The organism is Saccharobesus litoralis (assembly GCF_003063625.1).
Lineage (GTDB): Bacteria > Pseudomonadota > Gammaproteobacteria > Enterobacterales > Alteromonadaceae > Saccharobesus > Saccharobesus litoralis.
Genome location: NZ_CP026604.1, coordinates 216903 through 242835, shown reverse-complemented (window position 1 = coordinate 242835; position 25933 = coordinate 216903). Strand labels below are relative to the sequence as shown.

Annotated in this window: 19 protein-coding genes; 4 read left to right on the top strand and 15 right to left on the bottom strand. The window is 38.3% G+C overall.

Features of this window, described 5'->3' with window-relative positions:
- Window positions 1-4: 4 nt before the first annotated feature.
- From C2869_RS00865 to C2869_RS00840, 6 genes are all read right to left on the bottom strand, one after another.
- Window positions 5-769 carry a 2,5-didehydro-3-deoxy-L-galactonate 5-reductase gene (locus tag C2869_RS00865; protein WP_108601158.1) on the bottom strand — a complete coding sequence of 255 codons (765 nt, stop codon included), beginning with the start codon at window positions 767-769 and terminating at the stop codon, window positions 5-7.
- Between the two features lie 77 nt (window positions 770-846).
- A complete protein-coding gene (locus C2869_RS00860; RefSeq protein ID WP_108601157.1) occupies window positions 847-1869 on the bottom strand; it encodes a zinc-dependent alcohol dehydrogenase in 1023 nt (340 codons plus the stop codon).
- A gap of 13 nt (window positions 1870-1882) precedes the next feature.
- Entirely contained in the window at window positions 1883-3022 is a 1140-nt protein-coding gene (locus C2869_RS00855; RefSeq protein ID WP_108601156.1) for a mandelate racemase/muconate lactonizing enzyme family protein, read from the bottom strand.
- A gap of 205 nt (window positions 3023-3227) precedes the next feature.
- Window positions 3228-4277, bottom strand: coding sequence for an aldose epimerase family protein (locus C2869_RS00850; protein WP_108601155.1), 1050 nt, complete (start codon window positions 4275-4277; stop codon window positions 3228-3230).
- Between the two features lie 19 nt (window positions 4278-4296).
- Complete coding sequence (locus C2869_RS00845) at window positions 4297-5409, bottom strand: L-rhamnose/proton symporter RhaT (protein ID WP_108601154.1); 1113 nt, start codon at window positions 5407-5409, stop codon at window positions 4297-4299.
- A 284-nt stretch (window positions 5410-5693) separates the two neighbouring features.
- Window positions 5694-6776, bottom strand: a complete 1083-nt coding sequence (locus C2869_RS00840; RefSeq protein ID WP_108601153.1) for a glycoside hydrolase family 117 protein — start codon at window positions 6774-6776, stop codon at window positions 5694-5696.
- Window positions 6777-7104: 328 nt separating this feature from the next.
- On the opposite strand from C2869_RS00840, the gene C2869_RS00835 reads away from it, so the two are divergent.
- Together C2869_RS00835 and C2869_RS00830 are read left to right on the top strand one after the other, a co-directional pair.
- Window positions 7105-9522 carry a beta-galactosidase gene (locus C2869_RS00835; protein WP_108601152.1) on the top strand — a complete coding sequence of 806 codons (2418 nt, stop codon included), beginning with the start codon at window positions 7105-7107 and terminating at the stop codon, window positions 9520-9522.
- A 167-nt stretch (window positions 9523-9689) separates the two neighbouring features.
- A complete protein-coding gene (locus C2869_RS00830) occupies window positions 9690-11738 on the top strand; it encodes a methyl-accepting chemotaxis protein (RefSeq protein ID WP_108601151.1) in 2049 nt (682 codons plus the stop codon).
- A 182-nt stretch (window positions 11739-11920) separates the two neighbouring features.
- On the opposite strand, the gene C2869_RS00825 is transcribed toward C2869_RS00830, so the two are convergent.
- The 5 genes from C2869_RS00825 to rimK all read right to left on the bottom strand — a co-directional run bounded on the left by C2869_RS00825 (window position 11921) and on the right by rimK (window position 16125).
- A complete protein-coding gene (locus C2869_RS00825) occupies window positions 11921-12835 on the bottom strand; it encodes a GGDEF domain-containing protein (RefSeq protein ID WP_108601150.1) in 915 nt (304 codons plus the stop codon).
- Between the two features lie 16 nt (window positions 12836-12851).
- Complete coding sequence (locus C2869_RS00820) at window positions 12852-13658, bottom strand: glucosaminidase domain-containing protein (protein ID WP_108601149.1); 807 nt, start codon at window positions 13656-13658, stop codon at window positions 12852-12854.
- A 67-nt stretch (window positions 13659-13725) separates the two neighbouring features.
- The gene (locus C2869_RS00815; protein WP_199915611.1) at window positions 13726-14169 is read right to left on the bottom strand and encodes an ATP-dependent zinc protease family protein; all 444 of its coding nucleotides are present in this window, start codon (window positions 14167-14169) and stop codon (window positions 13726-13728) included.
- Entirely contained in the window at window positions 14166-15200 is a 1035-nt protein-coding gene (locus tag C2869_RS00810) for a succinylglutamate desuccinylase/aspartoacylase family protein (RefSeq protein ID WP_108601147.1), read from the bottom strand. Before C2869_RS00810 ends, C2869_RS00815 begins: the two co-directional genes overlap by 4 nt.
- Window positions 15201-15222: 22 nt before the next feature.
- Window positions 15223-16125, bottom strand: coding sequence for a 30S ribosomal protein S6--L-glutamate ligase (gene rimK / locus C2869_RS00805; protein ID WP_108601146.1), 903 nt, complete (start codon window positions 16123-16125; stop codon window positions 15223-15225).
- Window positions 16126-16242: 117 nt separating this feature from the next.
- On the opposite strand from rimK, the gene C2869_RS00800 reads away from it, so the two are divergent.
- Both C2869_RS00800 and C2869_RS00795 read left to right on the top strand, forming a co-directional pair.
- Entirely contained in the window at window positions 16243-17082 is an 840-nt protein-coding gene (locus C2869_RS00800) for a LysR family transcriptional regulator (protein ID WP_108601145.1), read from the top strand.
- 197 nt (window positions 17083-17279) lie between these two features.
- A complete protein-coding gene (locus C2869_RS00795) occupies window positions 17280-17561 on the top strand; it encodes a hypothetical protein (RefSeq protein WP_108601144.1) in 282 nt (93 codons plus the stop codon).
- A gap of 137 nt (window positions 17562-17698) precedes the next feature.
- Here the strand turns inward: C2869_RS00795 and C2869_RS00790 are convergent, their stop codons facing one another.
- The 4 genes from C2869_RS00790 to C2869_RS00775 are packed head-to-tail and all read right to left on the bottom strand — an operon-like array spanning window position 17699 to window position 25900.
- Window positions 17699-18112 carry a response regulator gene (locus tag C2869_RS00790; RefSeq protein WP_159083964.1) on the bottom strand — a complete coding sequence of 138 codons (414 nt, stop codon included), beginning with the start codon at window positions 18110-18112 and terminating at the stop codon, window positions 17699-17701.
- 12 nt (window positions 18113-18124) lie between these two features.
- Window positions 18125-19339 (bottom strand): EAL domain-containing response regulator, encoded by a 1215-nt coding sequence (locus C2869_RS00785; protein ID WP_108601142.1) that lies wholly within the window; start codon window positions 19337-19339, stop codon window positions 18125-18127.
- Between the two features lie 5 nt (window positions 19340-19344).
- On the bottom strand, window positions 19345-23184 hold the full coding sequence (locus tag C2869_RS00780; protein WP_108601141.1) for an ATP-binding protein: 3840 nt from the start codon (window positions 23182-23184) through the stop codon (window positions 19345-19347).
- 1 nt (window position 23185) lies between these two features.
- On the bottom strand, window positions 23186-25900 hold the full coding sequence (locus C2869_RS00775; RefSeq protein ID WP_108601140.1) for an ATP-binding protein: 2715 nt from the start codon (window positions 25898-25900) through the stop codon (window positions 23186-23188).
- Window positions 25901-25933 lie beyond the last annotated feature (33 nt).

Here is a 25933-nt window from a genome sequence, read left to right as displayed (position 1 = left end):
ATGCTTATCTCCCCATCCAGCCGCCATCTACTAATAAGATAGCGCCGTTAACATATGAAGCTGCTTCAGAAGATAAGAAAACAGCAGGACCTTTGAAGTCGTCTGGGTTACCCCAACGACCTTGTGGTATACGACCTAAAATTGCAGCTGAACGCTCAGGGTCATTACGTAAAGCTTCTGTGTTATCTGTATCAATATAACCAGGAGCAATAGCATTAACGTTAACGCCCTTACCTGCCCACTCATTTGATAAAGCCATAACTAACTGACCAATTGCGCCTTTACTTGCTGCATAACCAGGAACAGTAATACCGCCTTGGAAAGTCAACAATGAAGCAGTGAAAATGATTTTACCTTCTCCACGCTCAACCATGTCTTTACCGATTTCACGGCTTAATACAAATTGTGAGTTTAGGTTAACGTCGATCACTTTATCCCATAAGTCGTCGCCGTGTTCCGCAGCAGGTGCGCGTAAAATAGTACCGGCGTTGTTTACTAGGATATCGATTTTAGGAAAATCAGCTTTAACTTGAGCAATGAAAGAATATAACGCGTCACGATCACCGAAATCACATTGGTAAGCTTTAAAGTTACGGCCAAGTGCTTTTACTTCTTTTTCTACTTCAGAACCTTCAAGCTCTAAGCTAGCAGAAACAGCGATAATGTCGGCACCTGCTTCAGCTAAACCTAATGCGATACCTTTACCAATACCACGCTTAGCGCCTGTTACTAGGGCAACTTTACCTTCTAGACTAAATTTTTCTAACATGTCGGTACTCTTGTATAAAATTTAAAATTGATTAAGGCTGGGGCTAAACCCAACCTTATTAAAAGGGTGACTTGCGATTAACCCGCGTTACATTCAATAAGGGCTTTCATGCCCTGTGGATTGTTATCCATGCTGGCAAACGCTTTGCCTAATTCTTCTAATGGCGTTACAGAACTGATAAATGGAGCCGGGTCAACTTTACCTGAAGCAATCAATTCGATAGCCCAGTCATAATCAGCCGCTTCGTATACACGTGCGCCTAATAGCTCTAGTTCTTTCCAGAAAAATTGGAATAAATCAATTTCAGGTGCTTGCGAGTGAATAGCAACCATAACGATACGGCCACGACGACCAGCGATTTGTGTCATTGCATCAATAGCAGGTTTAACACCTGATACTTCAAATACGACGTCAGCACCTTTAGTACCTGTCCAGTCATCAACAAAAGCGGCTAAATCAGTTTCAAGTGGGTTAACAGATTGTACACCCAACTTTTCTGCAAATGCGCGACGGCTCTCGTTAGGCTCTGATACCAATACATCAGCACCAACACTTTTTGCTACCGCAGCCACTAATTGACCGATAGGACCACCGCCTAACACGACGGCTTTTTCGCCCGCTTTTAAACGTGAACGACTCACATCGTGACAAGCAACAGATAATGGCTCTACTAAAGCCCCTTCTTTTAAGCTCACGCCTTCAGGTAACTTGTGTAAAGTACGCGCTTTAACAGTCCAGTTAGACTGCATGGCACCAGCCGAATCGATACCCATAAACTTAAGGTTTTGACAAATATGCGTTAAGCCTGCTTTACATGTTGGACATTCGCCACACCAGTCTAATGGACGAACAACCACTTTTTCACCAATCTCGAAACCTTCAACGTCAGCACCAATAGCGGTGATAGTACCTGACATTTCATGACCGATCGTTTGCGGTGGATTAACACGCTGATCCATTACACCGTGATAAATGTGCATGTCCGTACCACAAATACCCACATAGCCAACAGATAATTTAACTTCACCTGCTTCAGGCGCTTGATCTGTACCTTGTACAATTTCGAAACCTTTGTTTCCTACATATTGAGCTGCGATCATGATTATATTTCTCTTAAGATTGTTTAATAAGGTGTGGTTTTACTAAGTCTTCGTCAAATTCAACGCCGGTTCCTGGCATATCAGGAGCCACAGCGCGAGCTTGATCGTCTAGTCTTAGTGGGTGTGTGGTGTATTCATCTATTGGGAATGAATGCACTTCCATCAAGCCAGCATTAGGTTGTGAAGCCATTAATGAAACATGTAGCTCATGCATACCATGAGTACAGATAGGTAAGTTATTGACGAACGCCAAGTTAGCGACTTTTAGCCAACCAGTAATACCACCAATGTTTGATGCATCAGGTTGCACAAAACCTAGCTTGGCTTGCTGTACGGCATAGTTAAACTCGTATGGCGTATGCAAATTTTCCCCCATAGCTAATGGAATATCAGTGCTTTCAGCAATTCGCGCATAGCCTTGATAATCATCAGGAATGGTCGGCTCTTCAAACCAAGTAATGTCGTATTTCTCGATTGCTTTAGCAAAGCGAATTGCAGTTTCAACGGTTAAAGAGTAGTTAGCGTCAACCATAAAGGTAATATCGTTACCGATAAGTTCACGTACCGCCGCAACGCGCGCGACATCTTCTTTGTAATTTTCTTTACCCACTTTGATCTTGACCGCTTTAAAACCACGATCCAGATAACCTTGGATATTGTTTAATAACTTTTCTTGCGAGAAGTTAAGATCGATACCACCGGCATAACAACGTGTAGTGTTCGACTCACCACCTGCAACTTTCCAAAGTGGTTGGTTCAAGCGCTTGCAGTGAATGTCCCATAACGCAATATCTACCGCAGACATAGCAAAGCTTAATAAGCCACCACGACCGACGTAGTGTAAATGCCAACCCATTTCTTCCCAAATATGGTTAATGCGCGCGGCATCTTTACCAATTAAGAAAGGTTTTAGCTCATCATTAAGCAAAGAGTATATTGCTCGGCCACCTTTACCGCCGGTATAGGTATAACCCATACCCTCATAGCCGTCTTTGGTTCGAATGCGACAAGCTAATACTTCAAAATGGGTATGATCACCGTGTTTAGCGTCAGATAACACTTCCGCTAACGGGATTTGGTAATATTCGACTTTTACCGCCTCTATGCGGGTCGCATCAATAACATTTGCGTCATTGGTTCTCGCTATAGTCACTACAAATTCCTAACTATCTTAAACAACATAAATTCATTGTACATTGTTAACAATATAATTCAAATTATTATCTATCATAAATAAAACAATTATTGGCTATGTTTATAACCAGTCGTTTTAAATATATGATCATCATATAAAGAGTACAACTCACTGTTGACAATTTATTTTGACCAGAAAAAGACAGATAATAATTTGACACGAATTATTCACCCAACCCGAGTTTAAATACAGTTGTTGAAGTGAAACCTTCTGAAGGTGTTGTTATGCTTGCTGGCGAATCTTCAATATTGGGTCCATTAGGGAAACGAGACGCCTCCACACAAAAACCTTTGAATTGACCAAATTGATCACCAGATTCACGACATAATTCATCAGAAGTATAAACGCCGCTATAAAACAAACCAGCTTGTTCTGTTGTTGCTACCGTCAAAGAACGACCCGATTCTGGATCATTTATCCAAGCAACATCAGCTAACTCACCGAAGGGTTTATCGTAAACGTAAAAATGTTCAAAGCCCATGTCAGTTTCAGCAAAAACCGCACTAATAGCTTTGCTTTCTCGGTAATCCCAAACCGTATTTTCAACCGGAGCTCTATCACCCGGCTGAACATTAGTTTCGTCCACCGCTAAATATTGGCTGGCATTTAATTTAAGTTGATGGCTTTTAATATTGTTTTTAAAGCCGCTCAAATTGAAATAAGTATGGTTGGTTAATGATAATGGCGTCGCTTTATTAGTATCTGCTTTAAATTCAATACGAATTTCATTGCTATTATTTAACCAATAGGTAACACCAACATTGACTTTACCAGGGTAACCTTGGTCGCCATCTTCACTAACTAAAGTAAATGCTACGCCGATCTCTTGCTCATTTTCTACCGTTTCAGCCTGCCAAAGGCGTTTATCAAAGCCTTCAACACCACCATGTAAATGGTTAGGACCATCATTAGTATCTAGCGTATATTCGACGCCATCAAGGGTGAATTTGCCATCTTTTATACGTGCTGCATATCGACCGACAGTACAACCAAAATAAGGAGAGTTGGCTTTATATTTTTCGCTAAAATAACCTTCTAACGTATCAAAACCACAAACGAGGTTAACTTGTTTGTCACCCTCAGGAACCACTAATGACGTCATAGTCGCGCCATAGTTAGTTAATTTTATTTCTACGCCGTTGTCGTTGCTTAAAACAAACAATGACACGTCTTGGTTTTTGAAAGTACCAAATGCTTGAGTGCTTATTTTCATTTTTTATTTTCCTTCTTTGTTAACCTTGAGAAGTTAGGTTAATTCTTTTGATTGTTTCAGCATTAATTACCGTGGCAACTTCAGCTGTAGGCTGACTGGCTAGATATTGTGACGAGGCCAAAACGCCTACACCAACAATCATGCAACCTAAGCCTAAATACAATGCCTTACGTGCTTGGCTTGGCGCTTCGGTCCATTCTTTGGTAATAAGACCACTGACAACCGCAACGCCAACACAGGTCGTATTGAAAATGGCGTATACCACAACTGGGCCTAATGCAAACAAACTGGCACCGTAGCCATAGGCAACTGACGCGGCATAATGGAAAAACGCCATGACAAAAATCAACGCAAAATTAATAGCAAAACTTGGCGTTGAAAAATGCTTCCAACGCTTTTTAGCCGTGATCTGCCAGCCGAAATAACCCGCCATGATCACGCCACCACTTAAAAATACGACCAACATAACTGCAAGCGATACCATCCAATCAGGATTACCTGCAGCCACAACAGCATTACTTAACGGACCACCACCTAACGTAAAAGCAACGTTAAAGCCGGTTGCCAATAAACCTCCAACAATCGCTATGGTTATACCAGCCTTCATTGATTTCGCTTCACCCTTGCTATCTTCCTCAGCAGGTGCGTCGGCTTCTCGTAAAATACCGGCTCTACCGTTAAATAAAATGCCAAGTAAAATAATGGCGACACCACTTAAAATCAGTACAAATTGGCCAGATTCAGGCGCACCAGCAACTAAGCCGTTTTCAATCATATTTATGATGATTGGCATTAATGTACCGACTAAAATCACTGTGCCAATAAACAACGAAAAGCCAAGTGACAAGCCTATGTGATGGATCGCTTTACCCCATAACATAACGCCAACACCCCACAGCATGCTCGCGATGATCATGCCAGGTAATGCAGCTTGTACAGCGGGATCAGAAAATATGTCACCGACACCTTGAATTAATAAAGCTGACACTAAAATGGGAACCAAAAACATGGTTTGCATAAAAAACAAGCCCCATGTATTTTCTTCTTCAAAGTGCTTAGTAAATTTTCCGGGAAGCGCATATAAACCTAGCATTAAGCCGCCAAGTAATGCCCAAATAATACCTTCAATCATTGTTGTTACCTTTTTGTAGTTAGAATTTTAGTGAATTTAGCTACCTAATGTGTGTTCGTAACTAAATTGACACATAACCATTCTACACATTGTCAACAATAGACCAAAGAGATTTAACCGTATTTAATATTACATGATTATATATAAACTTTAATTAAGTCATTTATACCGTAAAACAAATATTATTTAATAGTTTTTCTCAATAAACAGGTGTATTAAAAACAAAAAGGAGGTTAGAACCTCCTTTTATTTATAAATACAATTATTTACTTAACAAAACTTTACTAGTTTGAATTCTGAAAAGTACCTGAATCTAATATCTGGCGCTTAACACGATAACGACAAATATAATTCCAGTTCCAGCTTTCATCATATTTATGACATAAACCCCACTCTAAACCAGGTGCTTGGCCTTCGCCTTCATTAGGGCTACGGAAAATACCGAGTGCTTCTGGGGCGCCTTTTATATGCGACATAATCTCAAAGTTAACACCATCTTTTGCCCACTGGATTGTGTTCTTTTCAGGACCATCTGTGGTGATCAAAGAAGCAATACCGCCTTGATAATGCCAAACAGCGACTTCATGACCCGAATTTGAAATTGGGTTGTATTCAGATTTTGTATAAGGACCTAAAATATCGTCGGCGATGGCAACACCATGTTTAATTTCGCGACCACCAAAGTTCATGCCCTCGCCCATGGTTTCACCTTTGTAGTAGAGGTAAAACTTGTCATTGAAAAACATTAAGCAAGGATCGTGCACTTTGTGGCTATCAAAACTGCCTTTGGCTTTAACATGAAATCGGTTGTCTTCATCGCCTAACCACTCGCCATCTTTAGATGGGCTTAAAATAGGGGCATCTGATTTGTTCCAAGGACCATAAGGTGACTCAGCCCATGCAATAGCAATTTCTTCGTACTGACGGTTGGTATAAGGGAATTGTACTGTTTGATATACCAAGTAGTATTTGCCATCATGCGCTAGTACTTCTGGCGTAAAAACCGCTCTGTCATCAAATGAGCCTGGCTCACCACGGCCTATTGCACGACCTTCTTCTTTCCACGTTATGCCATCTTCTGATGATGCATGCCACACTTCAGTTAAATCCCACGGAAAAACTTTATCATTTGGGTTATCTGAGCCGAAGCCTACAGTTTCACCTTCACCTTTGGTATACCAAACATGATAAGTACCATCTACTTGAATTACAGCAGTAGGATCACGACGAATAACACCTTCTTGGTACTCAAAATCTCCTTTTAACGGTTGTTCATCAAACTCGATTAACCAAGATGAATCTTTACTGTCGTAACCGCGCTCAATGGCACGAAGACTTGCTGCACTTAACTTTTTTTGTTGTGACATGACTTAACCTCTAATTCCAACTGACTCGCGTTTTATAACAACACGGTTTTAGATTTCGATAACAGCTTTTATATCAAACTATAACTCACTAATAGTATATTGTTAACAATTATATTAAAAGCAATATGACTTTTTAAATTTTAATTGTTATTTATTCTGAGCGGCGATTTTAATAAATCGCGCAAAAATTCATTTGTTATCTATTCTTTACAAAAAAGATTATAAAAAAATAAATATTATTTCAAATCATTGTTAACAATATACTTTAAAATGATATACCATTATAACGACTCAAATATTTTATAACCTTATACAGAAGGCTTAAAAAATGAAAAATACCTGTAGCAATACACCTTTTTTGACAGGATTGAAAAAAGCACTATGCCTCCCCATTGTTGGGATAGCGGCGGGCGTCACTATTATGGGATGTCAATCTAATACTAGCGAAGGCACAGGCAGCGCAACTAATAGCCAACAAGAGCAAACTATTCTTGACTTTGAGGGCCAACAAATTCCCGTTGAAGTAAAATTGGTTAACGCAACTGGCGAACTGGTTACCTCAGGTAATGGTATTTCTCAAGGGCAACAAGCGTTACGCGTAAAATTCAATTCCAAACAACATGAATGGACATCAGTTAGCTTTAAACCGCAAAAACCTTGGAACTGGAAAGAATATGAAAGCTTTAGTATCGCTTTTGATATTGCAAACCAAGGTCAGTACTCTACCCAACTATTTTTAAACGTATTTGATACTAATGGTCAGGTATATACCCGTTCGGTTAATGTACCTGTTGGGGGTTCTAAAACCTACTATTCAAAAATGAAAGGCCACGATTTAGGTAGCCCTAAAACCGGTGTTGGTGAAAATGTTGAACTTAACTTAAGTTCCGGTCTGCGCTCAAATCCAGAAACTTGGGAAACAGACGATGTTCAATTTATTTGGATGTGGGGTAATAAAAACCTCAATGTTGAAGGCATTCGCGAAGTGTCGTTAAGCGTGCAATATAATTTGCACGATAAAGAAGTCACCATTGATAATTTTCGTTTAATGCCACACCCTAAAATGAACGAAAAATACCTAACTCACATCGTTGATAAATTTGGCCAGCCTAGTCGTTTAGATTATGAAGAAAAAGTGTTTTCTGAAGCTGAATTATTAGCGGCTAAAGACAAGGAATTAAAAGAGTTACAAGGTGGTAAACCGTTAAACGACCGTACTAAATTTAGTGGTTGGAAAGATGGCCCTCGCTTTGAAGCGACAGGTTACTTCCGCACCCAGAAAATTGGCGAAAAATGGTCATTGATCGATCCTGAAGGTTACATCTATTTCACCACAGGTATCGATAATATCCGTATGTCGAATGCGACAACATTAACCGGTTATGACTATGACCAAAAAACCATAGATCAACGCACAGCGGGTGACTTAACCCCAGAAGATTCACAAGGCTTAAACCCGCCACCGAAACGCGCGCATAACACTCGTCATTTAGTATCTGAAACACGCGCTAATATGTTTGAGTGGCTGCCAAAGGATCATAACGATCCTCTAGCTAACAATTTCGGCTATCGTCGTGGTGCTCACTCTGGGCCATTGTCTCGCGGTGAGGTATTTAGTTTCTATATGGCTAACTTAGAACGTAAATACGGTGAAACGACACCATACTCTTACTTAGAAGATTGGTCTAAAGTAACCGTAGACCGTATGTTAAGTTGGGGTTTTACCTCTTTCGGTAACTGGGTTGATCCTATGTATTACGACAATGATCGTATCCCTTACTTTGCTAATGGCTGGATCATAGGTGACTTTAAAACAGTTTCTTCGGGTAACGATTTCTGGGGTGGTTTACCGGATGTATTCGACCCAGTTTTCGCTGAACGTGCAGATGTAACTGTTAAGCAAATCGCTAAAGAAGTCAAAGGCAGCCCTTGGTGTGTTGGTGTATTTATCGACAATGAAAAAAGCTGGGGACGTCCTGAGTCACCAACTACCGAATTAGGTATCGTAATCCATACCCTAACTCGTGACGGTAATAATGTTCCGACTAAGAACATGTTCACCGAAAAAATGAAGGCTAAATACGGTGCTATCAGCAAACTTAATAAAGCATGGGGCGTTAACTTAGCGTCTTGGGATGCGTTCCAAAAAGGTGGTTTTGATACTAAATTACGCAACCCAGTTCAAACCAAAGATTACGAAGACCTACTTTATGAATATGCTGCCGAGTACTTCCGCATTGTTGATGCTGCATTAGAAAAATATATGCCAAACCATATGTATATGGGCGTGCGTTTCGCAGATTGGGGTATGCCTAAGCCTGTAGTTAAAGCAGCAGCTAAATATACCGATGTTGTTAGCTTTAACTTATATAAAGAAGGCTTAACCAAAAACAAATGGAAATTCCTTGAAGAAATGGATAAACCAACCGTTATTGGTGAATTCCACATGGGTACTACGGCATCAGGCTTCTTCCACCCAGGTCTTATCCATGCTGCAAGTCAGGAAGATCGTGCTCGTATGTATAAAGACTATATGCATTCAATTATCGACAATAACTACTTTATTGGCGCACACTGGTTCCAATATCTTGATTCACCAATTACCGGCCGAGCTTATGATGGTGAAAACTATAACGTAGGTTTTGTATCGGTTACTGACGTGCCCTATAACGCCATGGTAAAAGCGGCTCGTGAACTTCATACCGAGTTATATGAACGTCGCTGGGGTCATCTAAAACAAAAATAGCCAATAAATACAAAAAGCCAACCTAAAATAGGTTGGCTTTTGTGTATGAAATATTTTCTGTAAATAATCGGCAAATTTAAATTTGTCGTCAATACTAAAAACACAGACACACTCCGAATAACACAAAGTTAAACACCCAAGTCATTTAAGTGGGGAGAACACGAGACATGCAATTTTTCAAACGATTTAAAATACAAACAAGGATAGTATTTTTAGTTTTAATCCCCTTGATTGTGACTTTTATATTGTCGTTTGAAAGGTTAAATAATGCTTTTGAACAACAGGACAAAATCAAAAAACTCGACACAGTGTTAGACTACGCTAATGTCACTTACCCTTATATTTCAGGTTTACTGCAAGAAGCGTTTTATGCACGGCTTTACATTGATAGCAAAGAAGATCAACAAGCAAAAACCGCACAATTGCTAAATTCTTTACAACAAAGCCGAGAAATTGCCCTTAAACGAGAAAGAACGTATTTACAATTTATCGATAAACACAAAGATACACTGAGCCAATTTCAAACGCTTAACAACCACCTTAAAACCTTACGTAACATGATCAAACGAATGGAGTTGATCCGCAAAGGTGCTGATGCAAAAAACCATGTCCATAAAACAGAAAAAGGCGATATTCATACCATGTGGGAAACCATGGTCACAGTACGCCGTTTGGTATTAACCATCAGTGAAATAGTGGTTATCGCCGGTCAAAACGAGCAACTAGGCAAAATGTCTAACGCTTATTACAACTTAGTAGTGGCCAATACTGAAACGTCATTTCACAATAGCTATGTTTACCGAGCAATAACCCTGAATATCGACGTATATATTTTTGGTGAGATATATCGCGGTGCGACTGCCGCACAAGCTCGCCTTGAGCTATTTCAAACCTTTGCCAGCGCTAAAGCGCGCGACGCTTTAAATAAAATGCGAGCGAATGATGATTACAAAACCTACGAAAAAGTCGCTTTAGCAGCTCGCAGTAATATTTATCAAAACGTCAATAAGCGAGTTGAAGTGGATCCGTCAATAGACTGGAATAAAACTAACAATCAAGTGGCGGCCTTATACGAACAAACCATGCAAGTGGTATTAGACGAATTGATCAACACAAAAGATCAATTAGTGTCTAATGCTCAAAGCCAAGTCAATCAAACTCTCATATTAATGGTAGGTTTATTGATTGCTATTGGCGTTATTTCCTATTTTATTGCCCGAAGCATTACCAGCCCATTAAAATCCATGGTGGCATCTTTTACAACCATTGCCAAACATAAAGACATGACTGTCGATGTTGATGAATCAGGCAGTGATGAACTTGCCGAACTTAGCCATGCATTTAATGTATTGCTACACAGCTTAAAAGGCACATTATCTAACGTGCAATCTGAAGCTGATATCATTAATGAAAAAACCAATAGTGTAGCCAATGCTATGGCTGAATCAACAGCACTTTCGAACAATCAACTACAAGCCACTGATAGTATTTCTGTAGCAATTAACGAAATGACAGCAACAATTGAGGAGGTGTCAAATATGGCAAGTAGTACCTCTGATATCGTACAAAAAGCTTTTGATGTTTCTGTAGACAGTTCGAAAAAAGCTGAAATCAGTCAAAATATGATGCGTAACCTTACACAAGAACTTGGTGCGACCAACCAAGTCGTAAACCAGCTAAACGAAGAGTCCAATCAAATTGGTAACGTGTTAAATGTTATTCAAGGCATCGCTGAACAAACTAATTTACTCGCGCTAAATGCTGCTATAGAAGCTGCGCGTGCAGGTGAGATGGGGCGGGGTTTTGCCGTAGTTGCTGACGAAGTAAGAAGCTTAGCTGGTCGCACTCAAGAGTCAACTGAGCAAATTCGTCAACAAATAGAAACCCTGCAAAAAGGGGCTAATGCTGCCACAGCGAATATGACAAGTTTACAAGAAGAAGGCAATAAAGCGGTAGAAAACGTCATTGAAAGCTCTAAAGCCTTTAGTGTTATGAAAACTGAACTCGACACTATTACGCAAATGGCGTTACAAATAGCGACTGCAGCAGAAGAACAAACCAGTGTATCCAACGAAATAAACGAGCGCATTGTGGCTATTCGCGATGATACTGACAATATCACCCATAAAACACAAGATACAGCACAAGCTGCACAAGGCTTGAAACAAACTGGTGAGCGGTTAAATCAATATATTGGGGAATTCAAGCTCAGATAATTGACCTAAATGTAATCATTCAGCGTAATGGCATTGATAGGGTTTTATAACCTGTTAAATAGGTATCTTTTGTGGGAAATATTGTGGAAAATAACCAGTGTAGGTCATGAAAACATGGTCCTTTAGATGTATTAAGGCCTAAGTTAAATGAATGCTAACTAATCCACTCAATTTCATAAAACTTACTCTGATTCTAGCATTTTGATCACTACTCGTGGGGCTGTCAGTTTTTTAGCTTTATAAACACATTCATCGGCATAACGCAGCAATATAGCTTTATCGAGTGCTTCCTGATGGTGGCGATCAACACACACGCCGCCAATTGATGTTTTAATTTCGATAGATATGCCATTTATTTTTTGAGGTAATTTAAGTGCAGACTGTATTTTTTCGGTGGTGTCATTTAACCCTGAAAAATGCGTATTAGGTAAAATTAATACAAACTCGTCCCCTCCCATGCGGGCGACAGTATCGGACTCTCTGACTTGCTGTTTTATAATTTGTACAAATTTTTTTAATAAAATATCGCCGACGTGATGACCATAAGTATCATTTACTGGTTTAAACTCATCTAAATCAAAATAGACCAGAGATAAAGGTTCATTGTATCGCTTAGCTCGTTTAATACTCTCGCCTAGCCTATCATTAAATAACAATCGATTAGCGGCTCCTGTTAGTGGGTCATAATGCGCTAATTTAGTTAACTTATTGGTATAAATGTAATCTTTCAATACCGAACGTATGGTATGTTCAAGTAAGTTCAATGTCAGAGCTGGCAACGGGATAGCGTCGACCGTAGAAAACGGTATTTTTTCAGCGAATTTAGTATTAAACGAATCACTTAACACCAATGCGGGCGCATCGATAGCTTTGTTAAAAATAACCTGTTTTTCAAGTAACGGCGAACATGCCGCTTGATCCAAAATAACTATCTGTTGATGAGAAACATCGCCAACCAAAGTGAATAACTCACTTAAACTCACAGCTTCGATGATATTAATGGGCAACTTGGTTAGCTGTAAACTGGCATCTAACCAAGTCGTTACCTTGCTATTTTGACAAACGAGTAAAACGTCAAACTTTTTAGGAACCGCCATATATTCTAATATTGACTTATTGCTTTAACGCTAAGTATAGCTGGCTTAAATGGCTATGAATATCTTTACTGGTTTGTTTCACTTGCCTTGTATAAATAATTCGTTTAGAAGAATAGTTTTCTAATCCATCTATCATTTTTTCAATTGCCAGCCAACTATACGGTAATTCATAATGAGCGCGACTTTCACGAAAAGTATGATACGCGGTTGAGCTATTTAGTAAATTAAAATACTTATCAATTGATTGTGTAACAGAGGTGAATTTAGCTACTTTGCGTTTAGCCTCAGTGTTTGATGGTACTGAAAGGCACGATGGTTCAAAACACCACTGAGCGTATATATTATTGCCTTTCACAGCAAACTTTGATGTCCCCCACCCGCTGTCGATTGCAGCTTGGGCAATTGCAATTTCTAATGGGATAACGTTAATTTTAAGTAATAAAGCGTCGATTTTATCCGACCAATTATTATTTGTTAGTTCATCGTATTCAGATGCGAGCAAACTCAATAGCGCTATATCATCTCCATCGAGCTTTTTAGCTAATAAATAACGGCGTTGTAACGCCAATAACGCTTGGCGCTTATTTAAAGTCTCTTGATTTTTAAGTGTTATCAACGGCGTTAAAAATCGGATAAACGCGGCTTTTCGTTCAAAAGCATTATCGAATTGAGAAAAGTCAGGTAACAAAACCGTTTCAGTTGCCGACCTCTCAGTTTGGTACTGTGGATCATGTTTTGTTTCAAACGGTAAGTGCTCTGAATAATAAAAGATCCCTACGGCAAGGATAGTCAGTACAGATAAAATCGATAAAATTGCATTCAATTCAGGTTACTCAATTCCTCTCAAATGCATTTACATTTGAGAGGGATCTAATGTTCAAGATCTAATGTCAGACATCTGAGTTATTACCCGAGGCGACAAAGGTATGAGCTGGATCGACATAAAAATGTTTGCCCATAGCTTCTCGCCCGAGTAACATTAAATAAGTCATATCGGATCGATCAGTTAATGTAATCTCGATATCCCACTCTAAGTCCCCTAAAGCCGCTTTAGTTTTGATTACATAGCGCTGCTCACTACTACCATTTGATGATTTAATTTTTCGAATATCATGTAAAGGCGCTTTACATCGAACTACCTTGTCAACATCATGTATTTGAGGATGAATATCAAATACAACGAAAGGCTTTTTGTTGACCATTATTTGTTCAATATTATCAACATGCAAAGACGACGTTTGTGCGCCTGTATCAACTCTTACTGTTAACTCGTTAATGGCCAATTCTGGTAAGTTAATGTTTTCAAGGCGACCAATAATAGTACGTTTTTTCATAGTAATGCCTCATGCCCTTTGGTATTTTCGACTAACTCTTCTTCAATATTTTCAATATGTTCAGCTATTTCCTCATCGTCTTCTTTAAAGAAAGCAACATGATACATAGCCTCGCCTTCTTGCACTAAAGGTATATTTTGTTTGCCAATAATTACCCCATCTTTATTGGCAATAACCTCTGATAATACTTGGCCATAAGGTGATCCAATCGTTGCCAATACGTCACCTTTTTTCACTTGGTCTCCTAAGTGAAACAAATGCGAGACAATTCCACTGGCATTACCGCGAACCCAGCCACTATTATTGGCTATAAAATAATTTATCGTTTTTGAGTTAGCGCGTTTGCGAGGCATCATTTTTAGATGACGTAAAACATTAATAATACCTTTAATACCTGCACGAATCGAAAATTCATCAAAGCGTAATGCCTCACCAGCTTCATATAACAAGACTTTTGTGCCATTTTCTACAGCTGCATCGCGTAATGATCCATCAATAATATTCGAGTTAAGAATAACCGGCACGCCAAATACTTTCGCTAACTCCAAGGTGGCTTCATCTGACAAGTCAGCCCTAACTTGCGGTAAATTAGAGCGATGAATGGCCCCTGTATGTAAATCGATACCGTAATCACAATGCTCTACAATTTCAGACAAAAACGTATTGGCTAATCTCCCGGCCAACGAGCCTTTAGCAGAGCCCGGAAAACAACGGTTTAAATCTCGTCTGTCTGGCATATAACGACTTTGGTTTACAACACCATAAACGTTAACCATAGGCACAGCAATCAAAGTGCCTGCTGAAATTTTAAAGCCCTTCAAATTAATTAAACGACGAATAATCTCAATACCATTTAGTTCATCACCATGTACCGCAGCACTAATAAAAACAGTAGGGCCTTCTTTTTTGCCACGTATAATATGTACGGGTAAATTAATATCAGTGTCGGTATATAATTTAGCTACAGGGATATTGATTTTTTTTGTCTCACCCTGCTGGATGCTGTGCCCTGCGATTTGCAAAACAGACATTAGTTAATTCCTAATAAAAATACTAACCTTGACCACGCGTACGCGTTGAGCCGTTGTTGTTTTTCTCGATAAATTCTATTACACGACCAGCTACATCTAAGCCGGTTGCAGTTTCAATGCCTTCAAGACCAGGAGACGAGTTAACTTCCATCACCATAGGACCATTATGCGAACGTAATAAATCAACACCACAAAAGTTAAGTCCCATTGCTTTAGCAGCGTTCACTGCGGTAGCTCTTTCTTCTTTACTTAATTTGACCACTTCAGCGGTACCGCCTCGATGCAGGTTTGAGCGAAACTCACCTTCAGCACCTTGTCTTTTCATTGCAGCGACTACGCGGCCACCCACGACTAAGCAACGAATATCGGCCCCACCCGCTTCTTTAACAAATTCTTGTATTAAAATATTGGCTTTTAATCCCATGAAAGCTTCAATAATGCTTTCAGCCGCTTTTGCCGTATCGGCTAATACCACGCCAATACCTTGGGTTCCCTCTAATAACTTAATCACTAAAGGCGCACCACCAACGTTTTTAATTAAATCTTTAACGTTATCTGGTTTACTCGCAAACCCTGTGCGCGGTAAGCCAATACCCTTACGAGATAATAATTGCAAAGAACGTAACTTATCGCGTGAGCGACTAATCGCAACTGATTCGTTAATATTAAATGTGCCCATCATTTCAAATTGACGGGCGACAGCAGTACCATAATAAGTAATAGACGCACCAATACGTGGAATAATCGCATCATATTTAGGTAATTCTTGACCATGATAACGAACCGCTGGGCGACTACTGGTGATATCCATGTAGCAATGCAATGTATCGATAATATCGATTTCATGACCACGCTGTTCCGCCGCTTCTTTTAGACGACGAGTTGAGTATAAATTTTCGTTACGAGATAAAATGCCGATTTTCATTGTTTTGCCTTAATTTGTTTTGATGAGGCAAATTTAGGCTGAAAAACGTGAAAATAAAAATTAAATAAAATAGACTGTTTGATAAATATTTTTTATTAAACAGCAGTGAGTATCAGCATGAAAATTGAGCTACTAACAACCTTCATTGAGGTGAGTCAGACCTTACATTTTCGCGTTGCCGCCGAAAACTTATTTATCACCCAAGCGGCAGTCAGTAGCCGTATTAAACAATTAGAAGATGAACTGGGTGTATTATTGTTTGATCGTTCACACAAGCGATTAAAACTCACCGCAGAAGGACATCGACTAACCAAGCATGCCAATGAAATGCTGATCATGTGGCAAAAAATAAAGCATGATGTCGGCGTAACACACGGCGCAAAAACCCAGTTATTTATTGGTGCCATGATGTCAATTTGGGACATTCTATTGCAAGATTGGTTGCAAAAAATTCATCGAAATTTAGATGACGTTCAACTATATACCCATACCTTTTCGCCGTTAGAGCTAAGAAAACAGGTTGTTAGCCGCTTAGTCGATATCGCTTTTATGTTCGAACCACCTTATATGGATAATATTGCCGCGGAAAAAATCAGTAGTGTGCCATTACAGTTAGTTTCTACCGACAGCGCTGCTCAAGTAGACGAATTAGAAAACATGGTAATGGTGGATTATGGTGAATCAGTCAATACGCAATATATGCGTGATTTCGGTGAAAATGCCAGCATAAGACACAACATGAGCCAACCCAGAGTGGCACTCAATTTTATCTTAGAAGCGGGTGGTTGTTCTTATTTACCTAAACAAATGTGTTTTGAACATATTCGTAAAAATAAACTACATTTAGTCGCAGGGGCTCCGCAATATAGCCGCGATATTTATGCGATTTATCTAGCGAAAAGTAACAAGTTGGATTTAATTAAAGACGCCTTGCAACTTTTCCCCTACCTTAGATAATAAAATTAATTAACTTTACTTATTGGTTTGATTAATTTTTTTTATTAAAAAAGCAGGAACTCGTCAATTAATAAATTTTTTTTATCAATTAGCCACTTTTAACATTAAAAATGATTTTTGTCGCAACGATAAAAATCATTAGTTGGCACTTGTCAGTATTCAGACATATTTTCATTATGAATTAACCGGAGAACATAATGAAAAAATTCTTTGTACTATCAGCTTTATTAAGCACCTCGTTCGCTGTTTTCGCCAACCCAACAAATAAGCCAAATAGCGAATATGTTTTAGACGTTTATCAATACTGTATACAAGAGTTTGAACCTGAAACGCTTAACGACAGTAAATTACTCAATTGTGTTAATGATGAAATGAAGTTAGACGACTACCCGACTTATAAATCAATTGCAGCCGTTAAAGCTGAACTGCCAAAAACCAAGCAGAAACCAGTAAACTCAGTAATAACTGATAAACCATAACTGAATGAATTATATTCATTCAAGTCGTTAGTTACGTTTTATTAACGACTCAATATTTTCCAGCCTATATTGGTAGAGAAACTTTTCGTTTTTCTCTACCAATAGCCATATAACTTTAGTGTTTTTTACTACCTAACCTAAAAAGGTAGCGGTTCATGGTTTACAGTAAACCAATACTTTATTGTTGTTTCTAATTTTGCTTTGAGATCTTTAATGGTGTCGGGTTTAACAATATAGGATTTAGCTCCCATTTCTGCCGCATATTTAATGTCTTTAGGGTTTGAAGACGTAGTGTAAACGACGAGGCAAATTAAATTTATTATTTTGTTGTCATGTAGTGTTTTTAATACTTGTCGGCCATCAAATTTAGGCGTACTTAAGTCTAAAAAGATTAAACTGCTGTGTATAGACGGCGTTGTTTTTAACCAATCCATTAGCTCAGATCCATCTTTTAAAAAATTGACGTTAATTTTAGGATCGATCGCTTTTATCGCTTCTAAGAAAAAGTAAATGTCGTCTATGTCATCTTCTACTAGTAATATATCCTGCATATCCATTCATCCTCAAAGTGATTTATTCCAATTCTCTTTTAACCATAGTCCAAATTGCTTACCTTCGGTTGGTTTATTAATTAAAAAGCCTTGCGCTTTATCACAATTATAATTAAGCATTAACTCCATAATGCGTTCTGTTTCTACCCCCTCTGCGACAATAGACATGCCTAGTCGGTGACCAAGTGCGATGTTACTTTCGACAATTGTTTCAGATACCTGCTCGGTCTCCATTCTTTGTACAAAAGAACGATCAATCTTCAATTCTTCAAACGGAAACATTTTAAGTTGCTCTAGTGAAGAATACCCAGTTCCAAAATCATCAATTGATAAATTAAACCCAATTAAACTAAATCGCCCTAATACCTCTATCGCATTGGCTTCACTCTTATGCAATAACGATTCGGTAACCTCAAGCGTTATAGTCGATGGGCAAATACCCGCGTTTTTACACATGCCACCTAATAGGTCTGGCATTTTTTTATCATCTAACGCTAGAGCCGATAAATTAAATGATGCGCCAATGGGGTAACCTTGTTGATGCCATTGCTCTATATAACTAAGCAACTGTTCAAATAGGGCAATTGACAGTGGTTTGATCAACCCTGTTTGTTCGGCTAGCGGTATAAAATGCAAAGGGCTAATTACGCCGTGAATTGGATGATGCCATCGAGCAAGTAACTCAGCGCCAACGACTTTTCTCGACTGTACCGATATTTGCGCCTGAAAATAACTTTGGATCTCTCCTTGAATAATCGCATTCTGCAACTCTTCGCGAGAAAATTCGTAAACAGTGCGTGGTTGAGCGGGTGCGTTATGGGATGCACAAACCTCCTCTATTCGAGTTAACGATTGGGAAAAATTGCGAATAGATAAAGGTTTAGTTAAAGCATCTACAACGATAAGATTATGCGCTACCGCCATTTTTTTCACTGCACCTAATAAGCGATCATCTGTACCACTATTAATTAAAATAGGTTTTCGATAATTCATGGCACCGAGTGAAGAAAGAAATTCAATGCCATCCATATTAGGCATGTTTAAGTCGAGAATAACGAGATCAAATTCATGCTGCTGTTTAATTAAATCTAAGGCTTGTTGCCCGTCTTCAACAAATTTGACCTCATTTATTCCTAATTTATTAAACAAAGGTTTGGTGATGACGAAAACCATTTCATCATCATCAACTAGCATAACTTTTTTAACTGAAAACTGAGTTGATTTCATAATATTTATATCCGCTTACTTTCGAGAAAATACGCAATATGTTGACGCGCAAACCCGAGTTCTTGATAAACAGCAAGCCCTTGATTTTTATCTGGCGATTCTATGTGTTGCTGAATTAGGTTAATAAGTTTGACGCTGTATATAGCGCCTATGGCTTGAGTGGAAGATTTAAGTTTATGACAAATGCTTTGCACTGAATCGAGGTCTAATTGCTCTACTGCCTCTCCCAAGTCACTGAATAATGCCTCTGTGCGAGTGAGGTATTCAGAAATGACCATATTTTGGTCTTCAATATCATCGCCAACATATTCAGCGATAACCTCTTGATCAACTGGATTGAAGTCTAATTGACCAAGCAAACTTTGCACGTGGCTTGGCGAAGATGATGAAGACTGTCCTTCTAATACCATAGAGTAAATAAACTCTACATCATTTTCATTTGCAATCGAACTTTCAGCTGTTGATGTGTTTCGTGACTGTTCAGAAGGTTTAGGTTTTGGCAAAACATCTTCATTATGACTGTATTGTCGAACAAGGTTTTCACCATAAATAGTAAGAGAAAGTTCGAGTAATTTTTGATTTAACACGTCAAGTTTTAACGGTTTGATCATCATGTCATTAACCCCAACCTTCATGCATTGTGCTTTTGCTGACTCCATAACATCAGCAGTCAACACAATTACAGGTACAGGTTTTAAGCTATTTTGCTGCTCATATCGACGGATCTTATTCACCATTTGTGGACCATCAAGCACTGGCATATGAAAATCAGTAATAATGAGAGGATATTGGCCACTAATCCACATTTCGTAACCCACTAAACCATTATCGGCTACTTCAACATCAACATTAAGTTTACTTAATTGCTTGCATATTACTTTTTGATTCATCACGTTATCTTCGACCAACAATATAGGCTGGTCAAAATAAGGCACAGCTTGACTGACTGGCTTATTCACCGTGTCCTCGGGACCGATAACAAATGAGTTGAGGGCTTTTATAATCCGTTTTCTATCTACAGGATAATTTTCGATAGCTAATACTTGATTATCATATTGTTGGCGAAGTGATTTATAAAGTTCAGTTTCTGGCTGTAAAGTCAGTAGCAATACTTGAAAATCAGGTTTTAATTGCTTAATACGCTCTACTTCACTAATGATAGAGTCTGTTGATTGCTCAAAATTTTGATGCAATACAATTAGCTGTACCTGAGTAAAGTTTTCTCGTGCTTTAACCGATTTTAAATCTGAGATTTCACTAATTTCATCTAAAACTGTAAAACGACAATTTAACGATTTAAAAATTTGTTTAATGATATTTTGCGCTTTATGTTCAGTAGCAATAAGGTAAACATCAAAAAATTCAGCCGTTATCCCTTTAGAACAATCAAGTTCAGGATGTTCTTGTTTAATAAGCGGTATTTTACAGATAAATGTAGAACCCTGCCCCACCTCGCTTTTAACTTCTAAGCTTCCTTGTAACAGTTTAGTTAATTGCTGACATATCGATAAACCTAAGCCAGTACCGCCATAAATACGTGTTGTTGAGCTATCTGCTTGCTCAAAAGCTTGGAATAGTCGAGAACATTGTTCCTTTGACATGCCAATGCCGTTATCTTCAACTTCGAATACTAGCAATGGTTGCTGCGTTGCCTGATCAAAACGCGAAGAAACTGTCACAGTAACCAAGCCATTTTCATCACCAGATTGTTCTGGCGCACTAAATTTAATTGCATTACCACACAAGTTAAATAATATTTGCTTGATACGATTACAATCACTTTGCACAAGCATGGGTAATTGGTGGTCATAATCGAGTAACAAGCGGACATTTTTTTCTAACGCAATCTGCCGTAAAGGGGTCAACGATTCAGTAATGCAGTCATACAAATTAAAATTTTCATTAACAATTGTTAGTTTACCGGCCTCAATTTTTGATAAGTCTAAAATATCGTTGATGATTGACATCAATAATTGACTTGAATTGTTGACGACATCCAGTATATTTTTTTGCTCATAATCCAGTGAGCTCGACTCAAGTAACTCCAACATGCCTAAAATACCATTCATGGGCGTGCGTATTTCATGGCTCATGGTGGCTAAAAATGTAGATTTAGCATGTAGCGCTTGTTCCGCCCTTTCCTTTTCTGATTGCAAGGCTGTTTGTGTTTGAATTTTGTCTGAATTATCAATTACAAAACAAACTAGAACATCTTCTCTATCTCGCCATTGCGCTGCGTGCATAGCAAAAACTTCAAGACTTAATACTGTTGATGTTTCTGGGTTAACAAATTGCACCATGCGTTTAGACATGCTGGAATGATGACAGGTTTCAGAGAATAGAACGTATTCTATAAGATCTAAATCAACACAATATTGAGTAAATATTTCACCGAGTAACGCATTTTTATCTTTATTAAATAAACTGGCGCCACAAGCCGAGCAATCAATGATTTCACTGGTATTGGGGTCTAACCAAAATATGCCGATACCGACACTTTCTAATGCAATATGTGTAACACTTTGCTCCTGCACTAAAGATTCTAGGCGTTGTTTATCGTTAATTAAATCTTGTTGGTAACGTTTAACCGTTGTGATATCACGCAGGACTAATAAGCGTAACTTATTATTTGTTGTGGCTAACTTGAAATAGTTGATTTGTATATCTCGCGCGCTCCCTTGCGACGGTTTACAACAATGGATGCCTTTATTATTGTTATCTCCCGCTGGCAAACTATTAAAATCTAAATCACAAAAACACTGTAGTGCTGATGCTAAATCACGAGAGTCTTTATCTTGCGTGTAATGAGAATCAAATGACTGGTTTGTAAAATGAATTTTGCCATGTTTATCAACTAACGCTTTGCCATCTTGACTCAAATTAATCACGTCACGAAATGTATCCGCTTCGCGCTTATACTTAAGATTTTGCCTAACGAGTAAATGAATGAAATAAACAAGGCTAGGCACAATCAATAAACCAACAATAAACAACACACTTAATTGCTGTGTAGATATTTTTTTAACATTGGCGTTGTCTACATACGCCTCGACCGCCAAATTCTGTTCAGGAAACCAGATTGTTTGTTTATCAATATTATTGGCAGAATTAGTTTTAATATTTGCAGTGGGTGCATGTTGATTAGTCAAAGCTAATACATTGTGCCCTTCTGTATTAATTAATCTTAAGTTAATCCCTGATTTCAAATGATTATTTAAACGGGTAGTCACCTTTTCTGTCACATCTAATACCAACAAAACATGACTGTAATTGGGGTTTAACGCTACGGGTTTTTGTATATACAGTAGTATCTGTTGATTCTCAGACATTGAGTTATACATCAGCTTTGATTCATAACCTGTTAGTGGCTGAAAATCGCCGTTTACTTCTTCTATTAGCACCGCAGATAATTGCGCTGAGCTTGAATAGCTTGAATAGCTTGAATAGCTTGAATAGCTTGAATAGCTTGAATAGCTTGATGCTGCAGTACCATTTTTGTTTATTAATACCCCAAAATAAGCGGTATCTTTAAGCATATTTGTTAGTGGTCGCCATAAAAAACGCTGCCATTGCTGCTCATTTGTTAAGGGTTCTGTTAGCAAATTGAGGTTGATATATTTTTGCGCAATAAAGTGGTTAATTGCTGTTTTTTGCTCGTGAACTAAATTGAGAATATCGCTGTGTGCGAAATGCGCAGCACTTAGTAAGTTAAGTCCTGTTTTTTGCTCAGTTAAGTTTTCCGATACAGACCGGTATTGCAAAGCTAACGACAATACTATCCCCGCCATAAAGATGGCTATACCATAAGCAATAGTCACGATAGAGGTATTTTTTATAGCAGCCATATTATTCAGCACCCTGCAAATTTGCGGTATGTTCACTGGAGTATCTAAGGTGTTTTTTAGGTAACGTTATCGAGAATGTGACGCTCTCGCCCAGTTCACTATCAACCGTAATTTTTCCTGAGTGTTCCAATACAATCTTCTTACATATCGCTAAGCCTATGCCATTCCCCGATGCTTCTTCCCTAGTAACTAATCGCTTAAAGGTATCAAAAATATGTTCTTTGTACTGAGCATCAAAACCTTGACTATTATCGGTGTAGGTTATTAACAAGCCTTCATCATTCAGTTGACAAGTGACAGATACTAAAACTTGTTTATCAATTTGCTTAAATTTAATTGAATTAGATAACAGTTGATAAAACAACTGGGCAAATAAAGGTTTATCTATAAATAAATAATAAAAATTATCTGCATTGAGCGTAACGGCTTCATGATAACCCTGTGCATCAAGTAATAATTTGGCTTGCGTTAGTACATCTCCTAGTGACGTTTTATGTAATGTCAGTTTACGATCTTGCAAACGCGCTAATTTGAGCACATCTTCTATCATTAGGCGCATTCGCGTTGCTGAATCATTTAATCGTTCAACTTCAAATTGCGTGTCATTGTCGATATTTTTCTTATCGGATAAACGCGATAAAATGCTGTCCGAATACAGGCAAATTTTACGTAACGGTTCTTGTAAATCGTGACTGGCGACATTCGCGAACTGCTCTAATAATAAGTTAGAGGATTGTAATTGCTCGAGTTCTGATAATAACTTAGTGATGTCGTAAAAACTCAGCAGCACTTTGTTAGAGGAGTGATCTTTATCTATAAGGCAACCAAACATTTCTAACGATAGCTGAGTACCGTTATTACGGTTGATATGATACGTACGGCTGTATAGATCGCCTATATTACCCCGCTTAATTTTATCTAAATGATTAATGAGTTTATCTTGCTCATTCGATGGGACCATATTAGTAATACTAGGAAAAGCCAAAAATTCACTTTTAGAATAACCTAATACGCTTAATGCCCGTTGGTTAATATAGCTCGCTTTGAACGAATCGGTATTCAAAATAATGATACCAATTGCACAATTATTCAAGGTTGTTTCATATTCTCGAGCTTTGTGATTTGTCACTAACTCTACTTGTTTTTGATGACTAATATCATGACCTAAAACAAGTGTGACCTTGTCAGTGGTTGCTTGCTGCCTTAATTGAATAAACCGTAATTGATACCATAGCTCTTCACCACGTAAAGGTAATTTAATCACTAACGACGTTGTATGCGTGTTTGTGGCGACTTGTTGCAAGGCAGAATATAAGTGTTGATATACTTCTTTACTTAACACTTCTGGACAAAAATCCAATAAGGTTAATTTACGAGACTCTTGTTGCGACAACACATTGAAAAGCGGGGCATGTTGACTAGATGCAATAAACTCGTAATCGCGATTATCTGATGTTTGCAATAACCAATAAAATTGAGAACTATCGATTCTAAACCCATCTAATACATAACTTTTGTTATCTAACGTGGCATTGGAATTTTCATTGAGCTTTTCTATTCGACCATCAAAGCCAGTTGCTTGATTTTTAGATTCACTAACCGGTGTGGCCTGCAATCTAAACATGCATGAATTGTTACCTGCTAAATTACCTAAATATTCCAAGTCAATCGGTTGATTACTTTGTATTGCAACTTGTAGTTGATTACTGACAACTTTACGAGAATCGGCATGTATATGATTTAACCACTGAGCAAGCTTAATGGTCTGATGATTATCAGAGCTATCGGTTGTACCAGTAAGCGCTTTGAAATTATCTGACACCGATAAAAATTGGTCTTTAATATTCCAATGCCAAGTGGCAACGTTTGTCTGCTCCTTAGATTCTACTTGGTTGATAGTCGGTTTTAATTGATGGGGAATAAATTGCAATAAAATATAATTTTCGTCGTTAACCGCATCTTTAACTACCTGAACATCAACATTCACTCGAATGCTTTGTCCTACTTTGTTAATAATATCTAGTGCTTTTTCAAAACGAATATTGTGAATATTATGTTGGCTTTGTGCGAGGATCGCGTTCTCTAAATCAATTGAATTTTCGTTTAAAATAAAAATTTCACCACCAAATACATTAACCCCTTTTAAATTGGAGGCAGATGCACCTAATGTAGTTAACGCTTGCTGATTTGCATCAATGACATAATGTTTAGCATCGAGCAATAAGGTGGCTTGTCGAAGACTATCAAAAGCACTTCTATAAACATTAACCTGTTGCAAATGCTTTGACTGCTGATCTAATTGTAGTGATTTATCCTCTAACTGCTGATTAAGCTCTTTGACTCGATTGATGGTTGGGACTTTAACCGCAACTGGATATAATTTAAGCACATACGCTGCGGTAACTAACGACACTATAGCCGTTGTTAGTTTAGTTAATCCATGCCAGCCATAAATGCCATGCCATATGGTATAAATCGCAACTAAATGAGTCACCCCACAACAAAAAATAAAAGTGGAAAATAAAACAAAGACTTTGCTGTCTTTAATATCCTGTCTTGCCTTAGCAAATTTATAAACCACAACAGGAATAGAAAAATAAGCTATCGCAATAATGATGTCTGATAACACATGCGTCCATAAAATATGGGGTTGCCATAAATAGCAGTGCCCATGTGGCATGTAATTCCCATCAAAAAATGACTGTATACTGTCCATGACAACTTCAACCTGTAATTAACATTTCAGTAA

Excerpts from the sequence above, each read along its gene's own strand:
- C2869_RS00865 (WP_108601158.1), bottom strand. The coding sequence starts at position 769 with ATGTTAGAAAAATTTAGTCTAGAAGGTAAAGTTGCCCTAGTAACAGGC.
- C2869_RS00860 (WP_108601157.1), bottom strand. The coding sequence starts at position 1,869 with ATGATCGCAGCTCAATATGTAGGAAACAAAGGTTTCGAAATTGTACAA.
- C2869_RS00850 (WP_108601155.1), bottom strand. The coding sequence starts at position 4,277 with ATGAAAATAAGCACTCAAGCATTTGGTACTTTCAAAAACCAAGACGTG.
- C2869_RS00845 (WP_108601154.1), bottom strand. The coding sequence starts at position 5,409 with ATGATTGAAGGTATTATTTGGGCATTACTTGGCGGCTTAATGCTAGGT.
- C2869_RS00840 (WP_108601153.1), bottom strand. The coding sequence starts at position 6,776 with ATGTCACAACAAAAAAAGTTAAGTGCAGCAAGTCTTCGTGCCATTGAG.
- C2869_RS00835 (WP_108601152.1), top strand. The coding sequence starts at position 7,105 with ATGAAAAATACCTGTAGCAATACACCTTTTTTGACAGGATTGAAAAAA.
- C2869_RS00830 (WP_108601151.1), top strand. The coding sequence starts at position 9,690 with ATGCAATTTTTCAAACGATTTAAAATACAAACAAGGATAGTATTTTTA.
- C2869_RS00825 (WP_108601150.1), bottom strand. The coding sequence starts at position 12,835 with ATGGCGGTTCCTAAAAAGTTTGACGTTTTACTCGTTTGTCAAAATAGC.
- C2869_RS00815 (WP_199915611.1), bottom strand. The coding sequence starts at position 14,169 with ATGAAAAAACGTACTATTATTGGTCGCCTTGAAAACATTAACTTACCA.
- C2869_RS00810 (WP_108601147.1), bottom strand. The coding sequence starts at position 15,200 with ATGTCTGTTTTGCAAATCGCAGGGCACAGCATCCAGCAGGGTGAGACA.
- rimK (WP_108601146.1), bottom strand. The coding sequence starts at position 16,125 with ATGAAAATCGGCATTTTATCTCGTAACGAAAATTTATACTCAACTCGT.
- C2869_RS00800 (WP_108601145.1), top strand. The coding sequence starts at position 16,243 with ATGAAAATTGAGCTACTAACAACCTTCATTGAGGTGAGTCAGACCTTA.
- C2869_RS00795 (WP_108601144.1), top strand. The coding sequence starts at position 17,280 with ATGAAAAAATTCTTTGTACTATCAGCTTTATTAAGCACCTCGTTCGCT.
- C2869_RS00790 (WP_159083964.1), bottom strand. The coding sequence starts at position 18,112 with ATGCAGGATATATTACTAGTAGAAGATGACATAGACGACATTTACTTT.
- C2869_RS00785 (WP_108601142.1), bottom strand. The coding sequence starts at position 19,339 with ATGAAATCAACTCAGTTTTCAGTTAAAAAAGTTATGCTAGTTGATGAT.
- C2869_RS00780 (WP_108601141.1), bottom strand. The coding sequence starts at position 23,184 with ATGGCTGCTATAAAAAATACCTCTATCGTGACTATTGCTTATGGTATA.
- C2869_RS00775 (WP_108601140.1), bottom strand. The coding sequence starts at position 25,900 with ATGGACAGTATACAGTCATTTTTTGATGGGAATTACATGCCACATGGG.